The sequence below is a fragment of the Pectinatus haikarae genome (assembly GCF_050916305.1).
Lineage (GTDB): Bacteria > Bacillota > Negativicutes > Selenomonadales > Selenomonadaceae > Pectinatus > Pectinatus haikarae.
The window spans coordinates 2,378,667-2,400,666 of the sequence record NZ_CP116940.1 but is presented as its reverse complement, the minus strand read 5'-3'; the positions used below and the strand labels follow the sequence as shown (position 1 = coordinate 2,400,666).

The following is a 22,000-nucleotide window of genomic DNA, read 5'->3' as shown; positions in this document are numbered from 1 at the left end:
TCTCCTTAAATTCAGTTCTATTAAAATCAATAATGCCGGAGCATAAATTTTTCTATTTCGCTAAAAACAGTCTCTTTTTCCATGTCAAGTATTACCAGATGACCGGATTTTTCCAGCTGTAAAATTTCTTTTGAGCTGCTTTTAATTTTATCATAAATATATCGACCGCTTTTTTCATCGACAGTGTGGTCACTTTTACTTTGGACTATAAAAACAGGAACACTTACCCTCGCCAGATTTCTCTTTAAATGCTGTATGCAATCCAGCAATTCATGAATACATATAAGCGGCATTTTTTTGTAGCTTATGTCACAGTATGACGGTACTGAAGAAAAACGGCGACGTCTCACCTTGGGAAAATATATGTTTTTGGATGCTTTGCGCGGCGGTAATAAATCGATGCCTCTTTCTGCGCAAATGAATATGGGGGTACTAAGAGACACAACTTTTTTCACGGGAAATTCAGTACTCAAAATGAGTGCAAGTGCGCCTCCCATTGACATGCCAATGACAGAAACAGAAACACATTGTCCTTTGAGCAGATAATATGCATCGCATACAGAATGATACCAATCTTTCCAGACAGTACGTGCCATATCGTCTGGTGTAGTTCCATGTCCGCATAAACGGACAGCCATAACGGTATAACCAACGCGATGAAGATGTTTCCCCAGCAGAAGCATCTCGGCGGGAGAGCCTGTAAAGCCATGTATAAGCAGTATGCCCTGTTTCCCTCCGGAAAGGAAAAAAGGCTCAGCACCACGCATAATCATAATTAGCCTCCAATAATTTATAATATTTGCGTATAATGAAATTAAACTGCATAAAAAATGTTCTCTATCAACTGATAGAGAACATTTTTTATGCAGTCATCTTAGCTATTATTACAGTTATAATACCGAATAAAATAGCAAATAATACAGTTACTTTCGCCATGAAGGCGTCAAGTCCTCTGGCCTTGCTGCTGAAGACCGTATCTGTCTCACCGGAAAGACCGCCCATACCGGCGCTTTTTCCTTCCTGCATAAGGACGGAAACTATCAATCCGATTGCGATAACTGCATCTATTATCATTAAAATAGTTAATTTCAAACAATAACCCTCCTAATGAGCAATGTTTAATATCTATCACATAGTTATACTATATTTTAGCATGTTGATATATATTTGTCTATAATAGGAGAATTAATGCAGAACAAAGATTTATGGCCTATAAATAGTTTTGTGGTTTTTGCCGGTTAAGATAAAGATGATTTTACTTTATCAGAGAAAAAAACAGATAACTGCAGCCGTATTTGTCGCCAATTCTGAACCCGGACTGTCCATTTCCTTAAAACGTCTATCGTAGACAGAAGTATATCAGGTTCATTATAAGCGTGTGCGAAAAATGTTTTAATTTATGAGGCCATTATAAAAATATTTATGGTGAAGTTTTCAGCTATTTAAGTAAGGTTTATTTTCCTCAGATTTCGAGAGCTGCAAGTACATCTTCAGGTTAAATATCGCTATCTATGAGAAAATTTCTTGAGGGATACTGCCTTAGTAGAATATTTTAATGTGATAATCAATAAAATACATGCGGCACCCCAATAAGAAGCATAAGGGTTAAAATATTGATTCATAAAATAAGCAAGCATTGGTCCTAATGCTGCACCTAAATCAATGAGTAGAGAATAAAGCGTCATGATTTTTATTTTTGCTGAATTTATGGCAATATCTGCGGCTAAAGCATCTGCAATCGTAGTTAAAGAGGTGGCGGTTATCTGCAAAATTAATAGGAGTGCCAGCCAAACCGCTAGTGGCATATTGAAAGAAATAATGGAAAAAGATATAGAAGCTATTGCAGTTGAAATAATCAATATAGAATATCTTCCTTGTGTTTGATCGGTAAGACTGCCTAATAAGGGAGCCAGCCAAGGTTCCCAGCTCCAACGAATAGCTTGTATAATTCCCCCTAAAGATGCAGCTCCGATTATAAAAAAGCCTATAGAAATATTCGAATTATTATGCAATTCGATTAAGTAACTGAGCGTTGAGGTAAACATCCCTTGATAAATCATAGAAATAAATAAACCAATGCATAATGTAGGGAGAATATGCGTATTTTCAAAAAATGAAAAATTAGATTCTTTCTTAGTTTGTTCCGCAACCATTCCTCTGGATGACTTTTTAATATAAGTAAAAATGACAGGAATACAGATTATTGAGCAAAATGCAAAGGCAAAAGATGTAATTTTAACACCAAAAAAATCGGCTGATATTCCACCAAATAACATGCCAAATAAACTTCCGAGTCTATATAAGCCATTATATAATCCCATACATTTTCCACGATTCTGGTCAGTAGAGTAGTCAATAATTGTAAAATATGCACCCAGGCGAAGAAAAGTCCAAGCAAATCCCCAAATACAACGTAATAGAATAAATATATAAAAATTATTTACTATACCATAACCAGCAGTGGTGCTTATAGCAAGCAGAAGGGCAATTAAAATTCCGTTTCGGGCACTAATTTTTCGATATAGGTAACTAACTAAAGGATTTAAAGGTAACCTGATTAACCTATTAACAGATAGAATAATTCCAATTTGCCATAGTGAGGATAGTCCCATATCTTGCCAATGCGTTGGGAGGACAACATAAAGCATGGAATCTCCAATAAGACAGACTGCGGTAACGAGTGCAATAATAATGATGGGCCGTGTTTTCTGATTAAACATAAAATCACCTCCCCCAAAAATTAGGGGTTTACATTTTTTAGATATAATATGTTATTTTGCATAAATCAACGTTTTTATTAATAAATCGCCCGAGAACTCGAAATAGATGAAAAAACCGCACGAAAGTACCTGCAACAAGAGAATTTCTGCCTGTTTGGGCGTGCCTTCTTCTTTAAAAAACTCACCAATCCTGGTGGAATAATAATGCTTCCCGTCAAGGCAAATCTTGCCATAACCATCCGCTTTCAGCTATTCATAAAGAAAAATATTGAAAGGGTCTGCCGGCAAGGGCTGCAATGCGGCTTTATCAGCAGCAAACAGTATATGGGTTCTCTCGCCTTTTTAGTAATGGGGTTCGGCAGTTTTTATCTTATGTGCACACAGAAGCCGATTATATTTTTCCCGGTCGTTGAACTTTGGTACGGGAACAAAGAGATTGGCGCGGGCATAGCAGCCATCATTTCTCTCGATATTCCTTTTTTTATAGCCTGATGCCGGGTTATAGCAGCGCACGCGAAATTGGCAGTGCGCCCGGAACTGGCTGAAAAGCTTGGATTCGTAGTTTACAATTTTGTCCGCCTTCATTGCGCTCTTAACAGTTTGACTCCGGCACAAGTTGCAGGGCTCAACCTTTCTGCCAGAAGTAAGCACAAGCTTTTGTTCGTTGCTTGAAGTAATTGGCTGGTTCTGTTTGTTAATCTTTCATGTTTACTTTCTCCAATATTAGTTTTATTTTACCTACCCTTTGGAGGTTTACACAATTATTTCAGCACTAACTATTATTTTGACTGTCACTATATGAAAATGTTAATAATTTTTCAATACAATCAATAAAAATGTCATCTTTAGCCTTGATAGAGATACCCTTTTTAGAACGAGGATTTTTATCGAATTTAGTATTCTTTAAATATATTACATCGGTACTGCTAACAGAAGGTCGTTTATTTCCCCGGTAACTTTTTTTTGTATATAGTACATATTCATCATTATTTTTCTTATATAAACTAAGATTAACATGATATTTTTGCAAAAGTTCCATCATAATTCTGGTTATTGAATTTTTACGTTTTATATCATAATTGAGTAACTTGCTTAATCTATTTATAAGATCAATGATATTTTTTTGATAGTGAGTGTGAGGCTTATTTTTGAATGCATATTGTGTCATATGATTAAGATGAGCAATGCTGTTTCGTACCTTTACAATGTCGCATAAATTACCATCACAATTATATAATAACAATTTTTTCAATATTTCTTTATTAGCCTTCAAGTAACTTGTAAATTTTTGTACTACTGTGTCTTTATTATCAGGATCGTATTTAAAAATATTATTTATTTCTTTTTCTATGTCATCAGCATTTCCCAAAGATAATAATTGTTCCATATTCGGCTGCTCTCCCAACTTATATAGTCCTAACAGTAAATAATGCATATCTCTTTCCCAATCTGCTGCAAAGCCTGCCAACCGCCCTAATATATCGACATGAATAATATGCAGTTCATATAACATATCAAAAGTAATTTTACGTCTTAAATCAGTGTATTTTTTAACAAATTCAAGGCAGTTTTTATATTCGTTTAATTCTTTATCGTTTTTATCAATTAGAGGTTTTTTACATAATTTTTCATGAAGTGCTGCTAATCTATCCTGTCTTGCTTCAATTGGGCTTTTTTCTGCAATTGCATTTTCTGCACCTAATTGGCAAATTTTTTTATAATTATCATAATCATCTTTAGTGATTTTGTATGTTGAATTAAACATATCGGCATAAAGTGGCAATGCTCCTGTACGCATCAGCGCCAGCATACTTTTTTGCTTAATGGCAGTTTCTCTATCATTTTGATAGTATAAGCCATTATAATTGTTAATATCAATTCCAATAAAATTTTTAAATTGTTGTTTTACCATGTCATGATAAATATCGTTTTCATCTATATGATCAGGAAATGTAAAAATAATAATGGCGATTAATTGTTCCAATTTTTTAGAACAATTAGATTCATAGGCATTCTCATTATTACGCATTTTCAATGAAGAACGATAACGAACTATTTGCTGCTGCAGTGTTGCCAGTTCACGTTTTTCTAACATCCTTAAAAATGGGTAAAATAACAAACAAAAATCGTCATTTTCGGATAAACCATTAGTATTTTTGGCAATGAGATTATTCCTCTCAAATAATTTATTTAAACTAGTATCAACGGTTTCTTTATTATATAAAATTTTTTCATTTTTAATTACTGATTGCAAGGTGTTTTTTATAATGGATAGTTTAGTTTCTAAATAATTATTAAAGGCATGAACAAAAATATCCTGGATAAAATTCACATAATAATTTTTATCAGCCCTATCATCTTTTTTATCTGAAATATCGTGTTGGTCACTTGCCTGTAATGATTGAATTCTTTGTAATTCAGACATATAATCACTTAGATTTCCACCATTATATTCGGGCATATTATTATAACGGTAACATTCTTTGTTTTTGGAAATTTTTTTTGATGTTTCTCTACTTATGGTTTTGGTTTTTCCTATAAAATCAGTAACCAGTGATTCTTGAGATTGTATTGCTGGCAGGAAACTATATTCATAGATCAATTGAATGAGATTTTTATATGCTTGCCATTTTTGTAGTGTAATACCAGTAACACCAGGTTTATCAATAAACCACGTAAGGCCTCGGTTATTAGCAGAACTACATATATTTGCTCCTCTTTTATATACTTTGCGAAATGAAGGGATAGCTGTATATTCAGGACTATAAATACTAAAACATAAATTACAATCATTGAAAATATTTTTTAATATATCAAAATCATATACATTAGGTATTGAAGAGCTGGATAATCGTTCTTTAAAACAGTTGTTTATATTATCAATATTCTTTTTAAACAGTTCTTTTATTTCACTGAAATGACCAATATTTTTCATTGGTTTGGCCTCAAAAGGTTCAAATAATCTATATAAATATTCTTTTTGCGGATGAAAAATATTATTACGTAAGTAACTAATACTTTCCTTGGTTGCATCAAGAATATCCAGTAATTTACATATAGCTTCATCTTGGTTAATTTTTTCTATTTTTATAGGAAAAGTAGTACATATTTTTTCTTGAAAACTTAATTTATTACTATTTTTCTTCAACTCAGCCAAAAAACTGCCTATATAAGAAGATATTTTATAATTGGTATGATCGCCATTATATGCATTTTTTAATAAAGTGGGATATGATTCAAATTCTGAAAGAATATCACCTTTTATTGATATACCGTTTTGTGTATGGCTTTCTCCTAATAGGGCAGAATTATTACTGCCATAATCAAAAAAATAATTAAGTCTGGTTACTGCCCAGGCAATAGATAAAAATAATTGTTTTTTGAATGATTCTTCCACTTGTATAGTAGATAAATCAGTAGATGTAGGAATTTTGTCCTTATTAAAATCATAATATGATAATTTACCACTTTGAATTAATAAAGCATTTATCTTATTTATTATATGGGACTTAACACATTTATAAAGGTAAGATTCCCTTATATTATTTTCGTTTTTGCCTATTAGATGTTTTGTTTTTTCTATTTTATTCAAATATCTTTTTGTATTACCACTGGCAAAATAATGCCGAAAATAATTTTGCACTTCATTTAAGTAAAAAGCAAAATATTGTGAAGGTATGTTTTCTTTTGGAACATATTGTTCATACAAATGTTTATTATATTTTTTTACTTCTATGTATATTTGGTTTCCCAACTTTTGTAATTCTTTTGCAGATGGATGATCTGTTTTTGGATAGCTTTCCAGCATTTTATTTAAATTTTTATAAAGTTCTTTATACTTATATTCTTGTTCATAAAAATTAAAATTTGCTTCAAAAGTAGTGGTTTTACCTAAAAAAGAATATAACCATTGGGTTCTAGATCTCTCTAAGGCTCCCTTATTATCAGTTTCAGCAGTAAAAGGTATATTATTATTTTTAATAGATTCTTTCAACTTTTTTTGTTTATATGCAATTCTTTCTTGCAGCGCACAATGCCATATTTTTAAGTCTTCTGTTATATCCTCATTTTTTTCGTAGTGCCTTTTTAATAAATTTCCTAGTGTTTCACCATCTTTTTCTATGGTCAAATTGCATCCATAGAGGGAAAGATATTTTGATGGATCGAAGGTATTGCCTTTTATAGCTGGGAGTGATACATTCCCTAATTTTATTAATTTATTAATAAAATTAGAAAGATCAAATTTTGTAGTATTATTCTTTGATTGATCATACGATTTTCTTTTATTTGGGTTAGATAGAATGCGTGTCGTAAGTGATGCTTCAAATGGTAATTTTTTTATTATGTTTTCAGTTTTATCCTCAGCAAAATTATTGCTAATATATAAACCTCCTTTTTGAGTATCACGATAAAAAACTGCATTACTAGAATTCTTAGTTCTTGTTAGTTTCATTAGCAGACACACACCCTTTTCCGCATAATTCATTAAGTTATTATTAATTCTTCGATTATATTTATCATTTACCTGCATTATATTTGTTTTTATTGTAGAGAAAACCAGCTCCGGCAAAGTGATGCCGGAGCTGGTTTTCTTTATACTTTTTTTAAAATTATCAATAAAAAATGCATTACTATTAACTATTTTATGACATTTGCAAAATATTCCGTTAAACATATTCACAAACAATATCTAAAATCTTTTCCGATAATAATTGCCCAACACACACTCCTCTTCGTCCGCCCTCAGAAGAGCATGGATTGTAAGTAGCAAGCCCAGTACCCTATTCTTTTATGAGCGCAATTACAGTTCCCCTGTATGTGGGGATTGTAAGAAAAAGGCAAGTTGCACTTTTAAGAAGTGAAAGTGTTTCAGTTCCCCTGTATGTGGGGATTGTAAGTATGAAAAAAACAATCTATATGAGTGATCCATTAGTTTCAGTTCCCCTGTATGTGGGGATTGTAAGCACATCACAAACAGCAGCAAAAAATAGATACACCGTTTCAGTTCCCCTGTATATGGGGATTGTAAGTAAACTGCTGATGGATGATGGGTGGTATAAAGTCAGTTTCAGTTCCCCTGTATATGGGGATTGTAAGTACCGATACAATAAAAAAACATGCGGCAAAGCAGGTTTCAGTTCCCCTGTATATGGGGATTGTAAGTGGATACAAAATATCCACATTCAACGAAAAAGATGTTTCAGTTCCCCTGTATATGGGGATTGTAAGGGGAGGAAAGATCATGAAGGGATATTCATCCAGAGTTTCAGTTCCCCTGTATATGGGGATTGTAAGTGCAGATCAAAAAGCTCAAAATAATGCTGCATATGTTTCAGTTCCCCTGTATATGGGGATTGTAAGTTAATTGCTCTAAGAAAGAGGAGATAGAAAATGCGTTTCAGTTCCCCTGTATATGGGGATTGTAAGAGCACCGCAAAAAAGTTCCTTTGCAATGCAGGTTTACCGAGTATAATTTGCGAATCAGCATAAAACTATACTGAGGTATCCTTGAATTTATATATTTAAGACAATTATCCCGTTATTACTACAGTGCGAAACCCTAAACAGATTTGTTGACAGTAAGTATCTCATTTATTCTTTAAATTACCGGAAAAACGCCTTTATCTAAATAATTTTAACAAAACTGCTTTTTATATACTTATCATTCGCACTCATTAATACTATTATATAAAAAAGTCAACAATTTTTCAATACATTTCAAAAACATCAGATTTTGAGTCTCAATCGCCCTAATAGTAGTATGCTAAGGCTTTTCCCCTTGTGCAGTATCTATTCGATTATATCAAGCCAACTGCAATTCTGTAAACATAAAATTTCCGAATTTGCCGGTTGCTTTGTTTTTATAGTCATATTTACATAGACAAAAAATTTATCCAATTCACCGTCAAAAGCACCTTCCAATAAAACAGACATCCACATATTCTTCATGATATTTTTAACAGCGTTTTAAGGATTGCTGCTTTTATGTAAACTTTCATTTTTCCTGCTCATAAAATAAAACCCTCAAACTGATTTTATATTAGTCAGTTTGAGGATTTAATCCGATTGTCAGCTTTTTTAATGTATCTTAATACAGTCCGGATGGTGTTTCTTTCATACTTATAAAGATATTTTTCACCTGGGTGTAATTTTTTAAAATCATTTTATGTGTTTCTCTGCCAATACCGGATTTTTTATATCCGCCAAAAGGCGCATGAGCCGGTAAGTTATTGTAATCATTGACCCACATCCTTCCGGTTTCAACTGCCCGCGCCACACGGAAAGCTTTATTGATATCTTTCGTCCATACGGCTCCGCCCAATCCATATTCATTTGCATTTGCCAGACGTATGACTTCATCTTCTGTATGGAATTTTATGAAGCATACCACAGGTCCGAAGATTTCCTCACGGGCAACACGCATATCATTGGTGACATTGCCAAGTATTGTAGGCTGCATATAAGCTCCGTTTTCAAGTCCCGGGAGACTGACTTTTTTGCCGCCGGTGACGATACTGGCACCTTCATCTTTAGCTATATCAATATATGAAAGGATCTTTTTCAATTGTCGCTGACTTATTTGACTGCCGAGCATGGTATCTTTTTCCCAGGGAAGACCTATTTTTACAGCCTCAAATTTTTCCTTGACCGCCGCAACGAATTTATCATATACAGTATCCTGCACAAATACTCGTGATCCTGCGCAGCAAACCTGTCCTTGATTAAATAAAATGCCCAGGCATACACCGTCTACAGCTTTATCCCACGGCATGTCATCAAAGAAAATATTAGCTGATTTTCCGCCAAGTTCAAGCGTAGCAGGAATAAGCTTGTCGGCAGCTGCTTTAGCTACGTCATAACCAACTTCCGTAGATCCCGTAAAGGCAAGTTTTTTGATATCAGGATGTTGAATTATATAATTGCCGGTAGTTGATCCTTTTCCTGTTAAAATATTTAAAACACCCGCTGGTAAAATATTTTCGGCAGAAATAATTTTCGCAAGCTCCAGAACACTAAGCGAGGTTTCGCTGGATGGTTTGAAAACTATACAATTTCCCGCCGCCAAAGCAGGTGCTAATTTCCATGCAGCCATCAGAAAAGGAAAATTCCAAGGCACTATCTGCGCCACTACACCGACAGGTTCTTCCGTAACGATGCTTAATGTATCGTTGTCCAAAAATGTCGCAGTTCCTTCTTCTGCTCTGAGTACGCCTGCAAAATAGCGAAAATGATCGCTGGCTGCGGGAATATCAATGTTGAGAGTTTCACGGACAGGTTTACCGTTGTCCATGCTTTCTGTCAAAGCCAGCTTTTCTTTATTTGCATCTATCAGATCAGCAATTTTCAGCAAAATAGCGGAACGCTGCGCCGGACTTGTTTTTTTCCATTCGGGAAAAGCTTTCCATGCGGCTTTTACAGCCTTGTCAACATCTTCTTTTGAGGCCTCTGCACAAGCGGCTAAAACTTCACCGGTGGCAGGTGATATAGTTTCGTATGTTTTATTATCCCTGGCAGGAGTCCACTTCCCGTCAATCCATAAACTATAGCTCTTATCGACAATTTTATCCATTATATTTCCTCCTTAAACTTGATTGACAAATTGCTGACACAGTGTCAATAATTAAAATATAGCAAATAGTTGACGCGGTGTCAACTATAAAAGGAAATTTAAGTTAGAAATATACTGCAGGCTGCGGTATAATAGTAAATAATAGGAATAGGAGAAAAGTATGGATTTTCAAAGAGCACGTACGGAGGAACAAATCACACATCGTCAAAAAGAAATAATAGATGCCTGCGATGCACTTTATGGCAAATCAAATTTTGACAGTGTTAGTATCAAAGCTATTTCTGAATTAACATCATTTACCCGCTCATCCATTTATAATTATTACAAAACAAAAGAAGAAATTTTCTTGGATCTCATGCAGCAGGAATATATGGATTGGTATGATGAGGTAAAAACGAAGTTCGAAAATACCGAGTCAATGACAAAAAATGATTTTTGTCAGTTTCTTACAGGGTCTTTAGTAAAACGTGAAAAAATGCTGCGTCTTTTGTCTATCCATCTCACTGCTATAGAAAATAATTGCCGCATCGAGAAATTAATAGAGTTTAAGAAAAATGCGGCTGTTATATTTAAAATTTTCTATCAGGGCATCGATAAATTTTTTCCTTCGACACCTATGCGTACCAAAAAAGCTTTTCGTTCAGAATTTTTTATATATGTCTTTGGGATATACCCATTTACGCATATGAGCAGAAAACAAAAAACAGCTATGAAAGAAGCTCATGTTATATTTAATACGATAAGCTTCGAACGCCTGTGTTTCCATGGGATGAGTTTGCTGGCTGCCGGATTGATAGAAAATGATAACTGCTGATAAGAATGAATAATCGATAAAGATGCCATAACTGAAATTCATATTCCAGTCATGGCATCTTTTATTTTGGCTGTGTTTTTATCATGCAAGAGTATAAATAAGAAATAATTTTTTTAGTATAAATTATTTGCAAATATTTGAATCTGAGGGCATATAGATGATGTTGACTTTTCCTGTTTTTTTATTCATGTGAACTTCGGACAGTACTTCATATAGATAATAAATGAACTCTGGCGTCAGCAATTTTTCCGGAACATCATTGCCAACTATTTGCCCATCTTTTAATGCGATTATTCTATCACAGTACAGAGCCGCGATATTGAGATCATGTATGGCTATGATACTGGTGAATTTGTGTTTTTTTACGATCTCCATAGTTTGCATTTGGTATTTTATATCTAAATGATTTGTCGGTTCATCCATTATCAGACAGGAAGTATTCTGAGCCAGGGCTCTTGCCAGGATAACCCGCTGTTTTTCACCCCCTGAGATAGCAGAAAAATTTCTTTTTTCAAAGCCTGCCAATCCGACGGTTTTCAGAGCATTTTTGACGATTTTATAGTCAGCTTCATTATCAAATTGGAGCATTTTTTTGTATGGCGTTCTTCCCAGCAGGACGATATCTTCCACAAGAAAATCAAAAGCATAACTATTATCCTGAGCCATAACACTGACAGCACGTGCGGATTCCTTGAGAGTCATATTTTTTATGTTGCTGCCGTCGAAAAATATTTCTCCGGCATCAGGCTGCAAAACTCTGTATATACATTTTAAAAGTGTGGATTTGCCGCTTCCGTTTGGGCCCACGATGCCGACACATTCCATTGAGGCTATCGACGCAGAAATGTCTGACAGTATAACAGTATTTTTTATAGAAAACGAAATATTTTTTACTGATATATCCATCAATTTTTTCCTCCAAAAGAATATGATTTTTTTGCTGTAAGAAAAACAAATCCCGGCGCTCCGAGGAGAGATACTATGATCCCGACGGGAATATCTGTACCGGTTATCAAAATTCTGCTGATAACATCGGCTGCAACCAGCAACACTGCTCCCAGCAATGCTGCCAAAGGCAGTAAATATCTATGCCCTGTTCCGGTAAAAATTCGTACAATATGCGGTATTATCAGACCGACAAAGCCTATCATACCTGCCGAGTATACAAGGAAACCGACGATAAATGCACTCATCAGAAGATATACATGCCGGTATTTACTCAGATCTGTTCCCAGAGTGACAGCCGTATAATCACCAAGCAGCATTATATCTAAAGTGCGATTTTGAGTCCAAAAAAATATTATACCGAAACATACCACAGGAATAATGATCTGCAGAGTACTCCATTGAGCACCGGCAAAACTGCCCATCAGCCAGAATAGTATTGTTTGGATACCATCTTTGTCATTGGCAAAATATACTATAAAACTGGATATTGAGGAACAAGCCATATTTACGGCCATGCCCGTGAGAAGAAGCTTTGTCGTGTCCGGTTTACCGTCCATCTGAGAAATGATAAGCACCAATAAGGATATGGAAAAAGCTCCTGCAAATGAGCATATGCCTATAAAATCCGGGCCAAAGAATATTCCTGCACCAAGAAAAATCGATAATACCGCTCCTAGAGAGGCCCCGGAGGAAATACCTAGAATATATGGATCGGCTAAAGGGTTTTTTACCACTGCCTGTATCACTGTCCCGCATACAGCAAGACCTGCACCGGTGGCCGCGGCCAGTAGCAGCCGCGGGAAGCGAAGCAGCCAGACAATATCGTGTACGGGTCCCTGACGGGGAGCAGTAACAGGCATATTACTTTGTATACCCTGAAATAAAGTTTCATAAATTTCGTTACCAGATAATTTTACAGATCCCATACCCAAGGCAAAAAAAATTTCTGCAAGCAGAATACCTGTGAAAATCATTACCCAGGAATAACTGTTTAACTTTTTCAATTTTGCGGCACCTCTTCATACAATTCAGGATAAAGGTCCTGTGCCATTTCGCGTATCCCGTCATAAGTGCGTACCGCGCTGCTGTATACCATGAATAACGGCAGCGTATATATTCGGTGCTCCCGTACAGCAATAATATCCTGCAAAGCTGGATTTTCATAAATTTGCTGTGTAATGACAGAGGCATTGCGGTAATCATTTTCACTCACAATCAGAAATATGACTTCCGGATTTTCAGCAATGAGCTGTTCATAGCTTATAGTAGCGCCTATATCAATAATATCGCCGTTCACTTTTGTCAATATATCTCCGGCCAGAGTATTCCTGCCATATAATCTCAATATATCTTTCTGTTTTTCCATAATGATGGTCCGTGGCTTTTTATGCCCCGCTGTGCGGTTTTCAACAAAAGCCAGCTCTCTTTCCATCTGCTTTACCAGAGCAGATGCTCTTTTTCTGCGGCCGAAAATAGTGCCCATATCCATTATATATTTATATTCATCTTCAATGGTTTTGGCTTTTGCGTTGCGCGTAGTCGAAGATGCAATATAAGTATTTATTTCTCTGCTGCGCCAGAACTCGGTTGTTCCAATATATTCAGGTCTAAAGGTAGAACCCCAGCCCAGTATAAAATCCGGTCTGAGCATCAATATATTTTCTTTATCCAATATCTGCATTTGTTTTATTGGAATACTGTCATATGCCTGTTGATATTCTTCTTTTATGCAGCCGCGGTAAGGAATACCGACAGCGGCAACGATCCGATCCTGCAATCCCAGTGCCAGTAAAGTTTCCGTTGAATTCTGCCAAAAAGTGATCACCCGCCGCGGCGGATGTTCAAAGATCAGCTGCATCGTCCGCATTTCCGTATCATAATTATCTACTGCAGAAAATGGGGATACAACATTATCCTGATACTGCGCGGGTGGCGGCTTTATTATTTCCAGAAAGATAAAAAACAGCAGTATTCCTATGGCGGCATATTTTATTTTTATTCCCCCATCCTGAAATATTCTTCATTAACAAATATATTTTTAAACTCAGAAAGTATATTTTACTCCCAGCATGAAACTGCGTCCGCTTTCGGGCAGCGCTCCGGCATCATACCCGGACAGAGCCCGTGTCTGATATGCCTCATTCGTTATATTGTTGATGTTGAGATATATTTGTGCCGATTCATTTAATTTGTAATTTAATGCAAGATCCAGTACGCCGAATCTGCTGTCTGTAAAATATTGTGTGTCATTACCGGAATAAATCGTATAAGCTAGATCACCAAACCAATTTTTCTTCTCATAGGTCAGACTTGTCCTATAAATATTACGAGGCCGGTAGGCATTTATAAGACTGTCGGGAGTACTGCCGTCAGGATTAAGGAAAACATTTTTTGCATGAAAATTTTCATTTACCCAGCTGTAAGAAGATGACAGTTTCCATATATCACTGAATGCATGTGTATAGGAAATATTCAATGCCTGTTTTTTCCTTTCTGCGTTGACAGCTTTTGTTTCCCATTTTTCTTTCGCTGTATTTAGAATGCTGTAGCGCCCGAGGGCATTATCCATATATGTATTAGCGTAGTTTATGCCAATTTGATCTTTACTGGTTATTTTTCTGTCTACCCCTAAATTATAATTATATCCTTTTTCATCTTTTAACGGATCGTTGCTGAAAGCCCTGGAAAAATCAAGCCCGGTAACAGGTCTGAATATTTGGCTGGCTGAAAAATATATATTGGTCTTTGTGTCGAAATCATAATTGCTATAAATGGAAAATGTCGTTTTTCCCGTTGAGCCAAAATCGGTATCGTTATAATGGCCGCTGCTGTAATATGAATAATTTACTCCGGGTGTTATTGTAAATTTATTGCCCAGTTTGATTTTATCCTGCAAATACAGACTATATGACCGGCGGACCGATGCATAGCTGTCATCATTGTCCCAGCCTTCGTAACTGCTCTTGCGATAATTGAATCCTGTGGTCATACTATGATTTTTTACGTGTTTTGAGAACTGTACTGCCGTACCCGCAGCCTTTTCAATATCAGTATGCCCGTTCAGGGAATTTCTGGCAGTATTCCAAAATTCGTCCAGATATGGATAAGGAACATTCCATATATCAGAAAAATCTTTCATATTATAGCGGGTATAATTTTTATAAACACGTATAAAGCTTTCCGCATTTTCATCTGTTTTATCAAAAACATATTTTAAATCCGCATTATTTGTCTGGGTTTCATCATATGATCCGAGCCATGCATCATATAGAAAAATATTCCGATAGCCGTTGGCAGAACTGTTCAACCCTATATATCTGTGGGTTACGGGGTTTATTGATGCCATGGTACCGTTATAAAATGACTCTATGTAACGAAAATCAGGTGCAGTTATCGGATAATACGCTTTTTCATAGGAATGATCATATGTAACAGTCAGGCTGTGTTTTTTATCAAAATCTTTTGTAATGTTGAATGACGCGTTTTCTTCACGATAGCCCGTGTTTTCGAATGATTTTGTACTGCCCGTGAACGAATCTTTATATTTTGCGTTACCGCTTAATTGTCTGCTCAGCGACAATGCATATTTTAAACTGCCGTCACTTGAAGCACCGGTGTGTGTCAAAGCATAGTTGTGTCTCTGCCATGAACCTGTTGCGATATTGATAGTCGTTTTGGGTTTTATCGTTCCCCTGCGCGTAATGATATTTATTACGCCGCCTGCTGCATCAGATCCGTACATGGCAGCACCGGCTCCCTTTATGATATCTATCTGCTCCACATTATCCATTCCGGGCAATGTGCTGAGATTGACACGTGATTTGTTACCGCCGTAGGAATTGGCGTCATTATCCATACGCCGCCCGTCAACGAGTATTACTATACTGTTTTCACCGTTTATGCTCAATTCCGTATTATAACTGCTGTACCCGTATTCTCCGCCTCTATAACCAGGAGTTGATATCTGTATTCCCGGGATAGTCTTCAATGCATCCTGTATACTGCTGTAATGATGATTTTCTATATCCTGCCTGCTGATGATATTAAAATCGCCCCCGGTTATATAAGGATTTACGATTGTTTTATCTCTTTCAGCATAAATATCTTTATCCTCCAGTGTATATGTATTGTTCGGATCATCAGCCGCATAGGACGCCGTACAATTGATACTCTGCATGAAAGTATATGCGAAAACAGCGGATATAATTTTAATTTTTTTCTTCATGAATATTGATGCTCCTTTTTATCTTAGATTTTTCTGTTCAAAACCTTATATGCTTCCGCTGCCGCTACAATAATTCATACATAACAAAAACCTCCTTTTCAAAAAGAAAAGGAGGCAGATCGCAAAAAAAATTTGCAAATCGCCTCCCTATCATTCGTAGGTAAAAAAACGGTGATTGTCAGACAGGCAGTTCTCCTGGCTCAGGTTCATAGTCAGCTCACGCCTTCCCAGATATAATTTTTATATCCAGTGACATAAATTGTGAGTAACTCCCCTTACAGTGGCGGGACCGCGCCGGCTTATACCGGACTTCTCTTTTCAGCTAAAGCACCTGTCTCAATTATTAAATTACATTATAATAAACAATAGTATTGCATATAAAGCTGGTATTGTCAATAATTTGATTATAATTACATAAATATTTTTTATGGCTTTATGTAAGCATATCCATTAACTTGCAATTCCACTAATTTTGTTACACCGGCGGGAATTACTTTTACACTTTGAGGCAGAGCGGATTCATTGATATTATTGCCATGCAGAGCATTGCGGCAAAGAAGAAATTCGACTTTTTCATGAACGAGTTTTTCCAGCTCGTGCAATAGATCGCTGCTGTCCTTTTGGCTGAATATGTTGACAGCATCTCCGTTCACTACAACTTTGATTTCATAGTTATGAGTATTTATATCACCTATGAGATTACGAATATTATTACAGAGCATCTGCCATTTATTTATTTCATCAATATGAAATGCTGCTTTCAATATGCGCATAATTTATACTTCCTTTTTTATTTGATAATATTTTCGTTCAGTAAATCGAACTATAATATTTACAATTATGAACCGAAATGATATACTTTATTACTGACAAGAGTAAGAAAAGCTGCGGTTACTTAATAATTTTTGTCGATAAAATTTATTTATATGGTGATGTGTATGGATTTGATGAGTAAATTAGGTGTTCTGGCCGATGCGGCCAAATATGATGTATCATGTTCATCAAGCGGCTCCGGCAGGGAAAATAAACCGGGCGGTATCGGTAATGGCGCTCGCAGCGGAATCTGCCATAGCTGGTCGGCAGACGGACGTTGCATTTCCCTGCTGAAAATTCTTATGACGAACAATTGTATATATGATTGTGAATACTGTGCGAATCGGCGCAGCAATGATATAAAAAGAGTTTTTTTAACCCCGGAAGAGCTTGTTGCACTTACCATTCAATTTTATCGGAGAAATTATATAGAAGGGCTTTTTTTAAGTTCGGGAATAATTGGTTCGCCTGATCACACTACGGAGCTTTTGATAAAAATAGCAAAATTATTGCGTATACGTGAAAATTTCAACGGTTATATACACATGAAAGGAATTCCCGGCACGGATACTGTTCTGCTGAAAGAACTTGGACGTTATGTGGACCGTCTCAGCGTAAATATGGAGCTGCCGTCTGAACAGTCGCTGCAGCTTCTTGCGCCGCAGAAAACACGAACAGCTATCCTAACGCCTATGAAGTTCATTCATGAACAATTTACCGAACGCCGTGAAGAAAAACGTCTGGTAAAATATATGCAGCCCTTTATTCCTGCAGGGCAAACGACACAAATGATCGTGGGTGCGAGTAAGGAACATGATAGGCATATTTTAAAACTAAGCGAAGCTCTTTACCAAAAAGTGGCATTGAAGCGTGTTTATTATTCTGCGTATGTACCGGTGATGACGGGAAAAAATCTCCCTGCAATAAAACAGCCGCCTCTTTTAAGAGAAAATCGCCTTTATCAGGCGGACTGGCTCCTTCGGTATTATCATTTTTCTGCCGATGAGATTTTACCTGAACAACACCCTGATTTTGATTTGGAAGTGGACCCGAAAACAAATTGGGCGCTGCAAAATTGGCGTGTTTTTCCTATAGAAATAAACAAAGCAGAATATGAAATGCTTTTACGCGTACCGGGAATAGGGATCCAATCTGCCAGACGAATAATTAGAACACGTCGTTTTATTCCATTGTCTTATGACAGCCTTTGCCGCACAGGCGTTGTTTTAAAACGAGCCAGACATTTCATTACCTGCGGAGGACACTATTATGGTTTGGGATTGGATAATCCTGACCGCATAAAAAAGTCGCTGATTTCTTCAAAATATCAAAAGATGTTCCGGCAGATGAGTCTATTTGAAGGGCAGGCATGAAAACATGTATTACCAATATGATGGATCTTTTACAGGTTTCTTATCTGTTATCTATGAAGCATATCATGATGGTACAAGCCACGTAGAGGGAATAGAAAATATAAGTGCAGGTACAAATCTTTTTGACGAAGAAAAAATAATTTCTGCAAATTTGGATAAAGCAGATAAGGTTTTAACCGGGCTTTACCGTAAATGCGGAGCCCAGACGGCACACACTCTTTACTATGCCTTTATGGCTGAGCAGCCGGAACGGGAAATGCTGCTTTTCTATTTTATATGTGCAGCTTTTCGCGATCCGGACACATTGGCAAAAGGAAAAGCAGATCCATGGATAGGACAAGTGGAAAGCTGGTCTCTGAAGACGAGTAATGAGTGCCACCGTATGCTTGGTTTGCTGAGATTCAGTGAACTAGAAGAAAAAATTCTCTATGCGGAAATACGCCCTGATCATAATATTGCACCTCTCATAGCAGGTCATTTTGCCAAACGTATGGCGGAGGAGGAGTGGGCGGTCCACGATCTCGGCAGACATATTGTGGTATATTATGATAAAGAGCGCATACTCACAGCCAATGTCACGGAACAGGAAAAAAATATTAAATACAGTCCGACTGAAAAGAAATTTCGCAGCATGTGGTGCCAATACTACAGACATATTTCAATAGAGGAAAGAAGAAATCCTAAATTACAGCGATCATTTATGCCGGAAAAATACTGGCCCTATCTTACGGAAATGTCTAAAGTCAGCTGATCGGCATCATTTGTCTAAGCATATATGAAGCTTTCTCTTTGATACAATTTTGCCGGGAAAATCATTTTTGAAGGAACTTCTTTGTCATTCATCAGTTTAGTAAGCAGTTCGACAGCTTCCCGACAAAGAATTTCCAGCTGATTATCCAAACTTGTAATCATCGGAGTGGCACATTGGGCTAAAAGTGAATTATTGCAGCCGACAATTGGCATATTTTTTCCCATTTGCAATATGGCTCGTTGTGCACCAATGGCCAAAAGGTCTTCCGAGGTCACTACCGCATCAAAATAAACATTCTGCTCAATAAGTTTTTTTACTGTTTGTTCAACATCTTCCAAGGATCTGTTGATTTTGTTCTGCAATAGCGGGTTTTCATCTAATTTGTGAGTTGCTATTCCCTTTTTATAACCTGTCAATTTTTGTCTGCCGCTATAGGTCAGTGAATCATACAAATAAAGAACACTTTTGCAGCCTTTTTCTGCCAGTTTTCCCACAATATCACTCATACCTGTTTCTTCATCACAAATTATTCCATAAATATTATTATGCTTTATATAGCTGTTTACCATAATCACAGGCCGTTTTTTTGCAACATTTTTCAGATAGTCCAGATCCTTGGTATGATTGAACGGCGTACCGATAATTATAATGGCATCTACATGTTTTTCCATTAGAAATTGAAGGTGTTTGTATTTGAGACCGGAGCCTCTGCCTGTACAGCCAAGGATAACATTCCAGTCGATCAGTCTTAAATAGCTTTCTATCAATGATATAGCTGTGGCGTAAAAGGAATCGGAAACATCTTCGCATAGGACACCGATCATTTTCATGCTATTCAAGCCTAATCCGCGCGCAAAGGGATTGGGCTGATAGTTTTGCTCTTTCATTACCAGCAATATTTTTTCTTTAGTTTTTGCGCTTACTCTGCTGCTTCCGTTTAGCACGCGCGAAACAGTGGCTATTGAAACGCCGCATTTTTCTGCGATGTCGTATATTGTCATATGTTGGGCCTCCAGATCTGGTTGGCTTTTTCCTGCCAAATATAATACATTATAGCATAGAAAAATATTGAGTGAGCTGTGAAATTTTTATGCACCATAAATATACTGAATTTATTGAAAAATAAATATATATTGACAAGTGGCTAAACATGTGGTATTTTATTCCTATAAAATGTAAGAGCTTACATAAAAAAGAAAATATAAGAAGGTAGAAAAAATGAAAAAATTTATGGACGAAAATTTTCTGCTTGATTCCAAAACAGCAGAAATATTATTCTACGATTATGCAAAAAGCATGCCTGTCATAGACTACCATTGCCATATACAGCCTAAAGAAATAGCTGAGAATTACCAATTTGAAAACTTGGCACAGGCTTGGCTCGGCGGAGATCACTATAAATGGCGGCTTATCCGCGCGAACGGAACACCCGAAGAAAAAATTACAGGTAATAATTCTTCTGACCGCGAAAAATTCCAAGAATTTGCGAAAGCACTTCCAAAATCCGTTGGTAATCCACTGTATCATTGGACGCATTTGGAATTGAAACGTTTTTTTGATTGTGACCTGACATTGAACGAAGACACTGCCGAAGAAATATGGAATACTTGCAATCTTCGGCTGAAACAGCCTGAAATGGCTGTTCAGGGAATTATTACAAAATCCAATGTAGAAGTTATCTGCACTACTGATGATCCGGCAGATTCTCTTGAATGGCATCAGAAAATTAAAGCAGATTCCTCCTGTACAGCAAAAGTAATCCCGGCTATGCGGCCTGATGCTGTGATGCGCATCGATGCAGAAGGATATAAGACGTACATTGCACGATTGGGAGAAAATACGGGTATCAGCATAAGAACGATAGATGATATACGACAGGCCTTGCATAAAAGAATGGACTTTTTTGAAAAAATGGGCTGCCGCTTGACTGATCATGCACTTGAATATATTTTTTACCGTCCTGCCGATGATGCCGAAATAGATAAAATAATCACTAAAGCGCTGCAAAAAGAACCGATAAGTATTCAGGAAGTGGAAGAATATAAAACTGCACTTTTGGTATTTCTTGCCGAAGAATATAGTAAACGTGATTGGACAATGCAGATTCACTACTCAGCTTTGCGCAATAATAATACAAAAATGTATAAAATTCTCGGACCGGATACCGGCTTCGACTGCATTGCCACATATAATTGTGCAGAAGGAATAACGGCATTTTTAGATGCACTGACATTTAAAGGCATATTGCCTAAAACTATTTTTTATTCGCTTAATCCTGCGGATAATATATTGATTGCCTCTATTATCGGTTCTTTTCAGGATAAAGGAATAGCAGGCAAAGTTCAGCAGGGGTGTGCATGGTGGTTCAATGACACAAAGGCCGGTATAATCGACCAGCTGACAAATATTGCCAATCTTTCAGTATTGGGAAATATTTTGGGAATGGTCACAGATTCCAGATCATTTCTTTCTTATCCGCGCCATGAATATTATCGGCGCATCCTTTGTAATTTTATTGGGTCTTTGGTAGAAAACGGCGAGTACCCAAATGATATACAATATTTGGGCAAACTGGTACAAAACATATCTTATAATAATGCTAAAGAGTATTTTAAATTTGATAGCTGAAATAAAATTACTGCATAGTCATTTATTTTAAACATAGGCATACAGCTAAATAACTGCGGCACTGAGATAAGAAAGATACTGCAGTTATTTAGCAATTAATGCAGATTGCCTTTTAATATTTGAAAAAGTATGATTCGTATTATATATAGAATATTTTA

17 protein-coding genes, 1 pseudogene, 1 CRISPR repeat array and 1 riboswitch are annotated in these 22,000 nt (G+C 36.4%); of the genes and pseudogenes, 6 read left to right on the top strand and 12 right to left on the bottom strand.

The features are described 5' to 3' along the window. Positions 1 to 26: 26 nt before the first annotated feature. The 3 genes from NXG61_RS11635 to NXG61_RS11625 form a co-directional block, all read right to left on the bottom strand. Positions 27 to 773, bottom strand: a complete 747-nt coding sequence (locus NXG61_RS11635; protein ID WP_307225034.1) for an alpha/beta hydrolase — start codon at positions 771 to 773, stop codon at positions 27 to 29. Between the two features lie 88 nt (positions 774 to 861). Continuing rightward, positions 862 to 1,074: a preprotein translocase subunit SecG gene (secG, locus tag NXG61_RS11630; protein ID WP_307225075.1), complete on the bottom strand. Its 213-nt coding sequence runs from the start codon at positions 1,072 to 1,074 to the stop codon at positions 862 to 864. A gap of 431 nt (positions 1,075 to 1,505) precedes the next feature. After that, positions 1,506 to 2,720: an MFS transporter gene (locus NXG61_RS11625; protein ID WP_307225036.1), complete on the bottom strand. Its 1,215-nt coding sequence runs from the start codon at positions 2,718 to 2,720 to the stop codon at positions 1,506 to 1,508. Positions 2,721 to 2,924: 204 nt separating this feature from the next. On the opposite strand from NXG61_RS11625, the gene NXG61_RS11620 reads away from it, so the two are divergent. After that, the gene (locus tag NXG61_RS11620) at positions 2,925 to 3,212 is read left to right on the top strand and encodes a hypothetical protein (RefSeq protein WP_307225038.1); all 288 of its coding nucleotides are present in this window, start codon (positions 2,925 to 2,927) and stop codon (positions 3,210 to 3,212) included. A gap of 72 nt (positions 3,213 to 3,284) precedes the next feature. After that, positions 3,285 to 3,392, top strand: a pseudogene (locus NXG61_RS11615) (IS6 family transposase); the annotation flags it as partial. A gap of 100 nt (positions 3,393 to 3,492) precedes the next feature. On the opposite strand, the gene cas13a reads toward NXG61_RS11615, so the two are convergent. The 3 genes from cas13a to NXG61_RS11600 form a co-directional block, all read right to left on the bottom strand. Next, positions 3,493 to 7,173, bottom strand: coding sequence for a type VI-A CRISPR-associated RNA-guided ribonuclease Cas13a (gene cas13a, locus NXG61_RS11610; protein WP_432748936.1), 3,681 nt, complete (start codon positions 7,171 to 7,173; stop codon positions 3,493 to 3,495). Between the two features lie 347 nt (positions 7,174 to 7,520). Further along, a CRISPR array of direct repeats spans positions 7,521 to 8,147; the repeat unit is 32 nt; unit sequence GTTTCAGTTCCCCTGTATATGGGGATTGTAAG. A 363-nt stretch (positions 8,148 to 8,510) separates the two neighbouring features. Further along, the gene (locus NXG61_RS11605; RefSeq protein ID WP_307225042.1) at positions 8,511 to 8,654 is read right to left on the bottom strand and encodes a hypothetical protein; all 144 of its coding nucleotides are present in this window, start codon (positions 8,652 to 8,654) and stop codon (positions 8,511 to 8,513) included. A 154-nt stretch (positions 8,655 to 8,808) separates the two neighbouring features. Next, the gene (locus NXG61_RS11600) at positions 8,809 to 10,290 is read right to left on the bottom strand and encodes an aldehyde dehydrogenase family protein (RefSeq protein WP_307225044.1); all 1,482 of its coding nucleotides are present in this window, start codon (positions 10,288 to 10,290) and stop codon (positions 8,809 to 8,811) included. Positions 10,291 to 10,450: 160 nt separating this feature from the next. Here NXG61_RS11600 and NXG61_RS11595 point away from each other — a divergent pair, with 160 nt between their 5' ends. Further along, the gene (locus tag NXG61_RS11595; protein WP_307225046.1) at positions 10,451 to 11,104 is read left to right on the top strand and encodes a TetR family transcriptional regulator; all 654 of its coding nucleotides are present in this window, start codon (positions 10,451 to 10,453) and stop codon (positions 11,102 to 11,104) included. 123 nt (positions 11,105 to 11,227) lie between these two features. Here NXG61_RS11595 and NXG61_RS11590 read toward each other — a convergent pair whose 3' ends face one another. The 5 genes from NXG61_RS11590 to NXG61_RS11570 form a co-directional block, all read right to left on the bottom strand. Next, positions 11,228 to 12,010: an ABC transporter ATP-binding protein gene (locus NXG61_RS11590; protein WP_196604554.1), complete on the bottom strand. Its 783-nt coding sequence runs from the start codon at positions 12,008 to 12,010 to the stop codon at positions 11,228 to 11,230. Further along, complete coding sequence (locus NXG61_RS11585; RefSeq protein ID WP_370871691.1) at positions 12,010 to 13,026, bottom strand: FecCD family ABC transporter permease; 1,017 nt, start codon at positions 13,024 to 13,026, stop codon at positions 12,010 to 12,012. The genes NXG61_RS11590 and NXG61_RS11585 overlap by 1 nt, the downstream gene beginning before the upstream one ends. 26 nt (positions 13,027 to 13,052) lie before the next feature. Then, on the bottom strand, positions 13,053 to 13,910 hold the full coding sequence (locus tag NXG61_RS11580) for an ABC transporter substrate-binding protein (RefSeq protein ID WP_432748935.1): 858 nt from the start codon (positions 13,908 to 13,910) through the stop codon (positions 13,053 to 13,055). Between the two features lie 186 nt (positions 13,911 to 14,096). Beyond that, complete coding sequence (locus NXG61_RS11575; RefSeq protein ID WP_307225052.1) at positions 14,097 to 16,277, bottom strand: TonB-dependent receptor; 2,181 nt, start codon at positions 16,275 to 16,277, stop codon at positions 14,097 to 14,099. 168 nt (positions 16,278 to 16,445) lie between these two features. Then, positions 16,446 to 16,627: riboswitch (cobalamin riboswitch) on the bottom strand. Between the two features lie 75 nt (positions 16,628 to 16,702). Then, a complete protein-coding gene (locus NXG61_RS11570; RefSeq protein WP_307225053.1) occupies positions 16,703 to 17,050 on the bottom strand; it encodes a DsrE family protein in 348 nt (115 codons plus the stop codon). Positions 17,051 to 17,215: 165 nt separating this feature from the next. On the opposite strand from NXG61_RS11570, the gene NXG61_RS11565 reads away from it, so the two are divergent. Continuing rightward, complete coding sequence (locus NXG61_RS11565; RefSeq protein ID WP_432748934.1) at positions 17,216 to 18,463, top strand: putative DNA modification/repair radical SAM protein; 1,248 nt, start codon at positions 17,216 to 17,218, stop codon at positions 18,461 to 18,463. 4 nt (positions 18,464 to 18,467) lie between these two features. Further along, positions 18,468 to 19,214: a TIGR03915 family putative DNA repair protein gene (locus tag NXG61_RS11560; protein WP_307225057.1), complete on the top strand. Its 747-nt coding sequence runs from the start codon at positions 18,468 to 18,470 to the stop codon at positions 19,212 to 19,214. A gap of 14 nt (positions 19,215 to 19,228) precedes the next feature. Here the strand turns inward: NXG61_RS11560 and NXG61_RS11555 are convergent, their stop codons facing one another. Continuing rightward, positions 19,229 to 20,215 (bottom strand): LacI family DNA-binding transcriptional regulator, encoded by a 987-nt coding sequence (locus NXG61_RS11555; RefSeq protein WP_196604548.1) that lies wholly within the window; start codon positions 20,213 to 20,215, stop codon positions 19,229 to 19,231. A 217-nt stretch (positions 20,216 to 20,432) separates the two neighbouring features. Between NXG61_RS11555 and uxaC the strand changes: the two genes are divergently transcribed. Beyond that, positions 20,433 to 21,842, top strand: coding sequence for a glucuronate isomerase (gene uxaC / locus NXG61_RS11550; RefSeq protein WP_196604547.1), 1,410 nt, complete (start codon positions 20,433 to 20,435; stop codon positions 21,840 to 21,842). The last annotated feature ends 158 nt before the right edge of the window (positions 21,843 to 22,000 follow it).

Bases quoted from the DNA above. Each gene is read 5' to 3' on its own strand.
- NXG61_RS11595 (WP_307225046.1), top strand. From the start codon at position 10,451: ATGGATTTTCAAAGAGCACGTACGGAGGAACAAATCACACATCGTCAA.
- NXG61_RS11590 (WP_196604554.1), bottom strand. From the start codon at position 12,010: ATGGATATATCAGTAAAAAATATTTCGTTTTCTATAAAAAATACTGTT.
- cas13a (WP_432748936.1), bottom strand. From the start codon at position 7,173: ATGAAACTAACAAGAACTAAGAATTCTAGTAATGCAGTTTTTTATCGT.
- NXG61_RS11575 (WP_307225052.1), bottom strand. From the start codon at position 16,277: ATGAAGAAAAAAATTAAAATTATATCCGCTGTTTTCGCATATACTTTC.
- NXG61_RS11605 (WP_307225042.1), bottom strand. From the start codon at position 8,654: ATGTCTGTTTTATTGGAAGGTGCTTTTGACGGTGAATTGGATAAATTT.
- NXG61_RS11560 (WP_307225057.1), top strand. From the start codon at position 18,468: ATGTATTACCAATATGATGGATCTTTTACAGGTTTCTTATCTGTTATC.
- NXG61_RS11570 (WP_307225053.1), bottom strand. From the start codon at position 17,050: ATGCGCATATTGAAAGCAGCATTTCATATTGATGAAATAAATAAATGG.
- NXG61_RS11600 (WP_307225044.1), bottom strand. From the start codon at position 10,290: ATGGATAAAATTGTCGATAAGAGCTATAGTTTATGGATTGACGGGAAG.
- NXG61_RS11625 (WP_307225036.1), bottom strand. From the start codon at position 2,720: ATGTTTAATCAGAAAACACGGCCCATCATTATTATTGCACTCGTTACC.
- NXG61_RS11555 (WP_196604548.1), bottom strand. From the start codon at position 20,215: ATGACAATATACGACATCGCAGAAAAATGCGGCGTTTCAATAGCCACT.
- NXG61_RS11585 (WP_370871691.1), bottom strand. From the start codon at position 13,026: ATGATTTTCACAGGTATTCTGCTTGCAGAAATTTTTTTTGCCTTGGGT.
- NXG61_RS11580 (WP_432748935.1), bottom strand. From the start codon at position 13,910: ATGCAGCTGATCTTTGAACATCCGCCGCGGCGGGTGATCACTTTTTGG.
- NXG61_RS11620 (WP_307225038.1), top strand. From the start codon at position 2,925: ATGCTTCCCGTCAAGGCAAATCTTGCCATAACCATCCGCTTTCAGCTA.
- uxaC (WP_196604547.1), top strand. From the start codon at position 20,433: ATGAAAAAATTTATGGACGAAAATTTTCTGCTTGATTCCAAAACAGCA.
- NXG61_RS11635 (WP_307225034.1), bottom strand. From the start codon at position 773: ATGATTATGCGTGGTGCTGAGCCTTTTTTCCTTTCCGGAGGGAAACAG.
- NXG61_RS11565 (WP_432748934.1), top strand. From the start codon at position 17,216: ATGGATTTGATGAGTAAATTAGGTGTTCTGGCCGATGCGGCCAAATAT.
- secG (WP_307225075.1), bottom strand. From the start codon at position 1,074: ATGATAATAGATGCAGTTATCGCAATCGGATTGATAGTTTCCGTCCTT.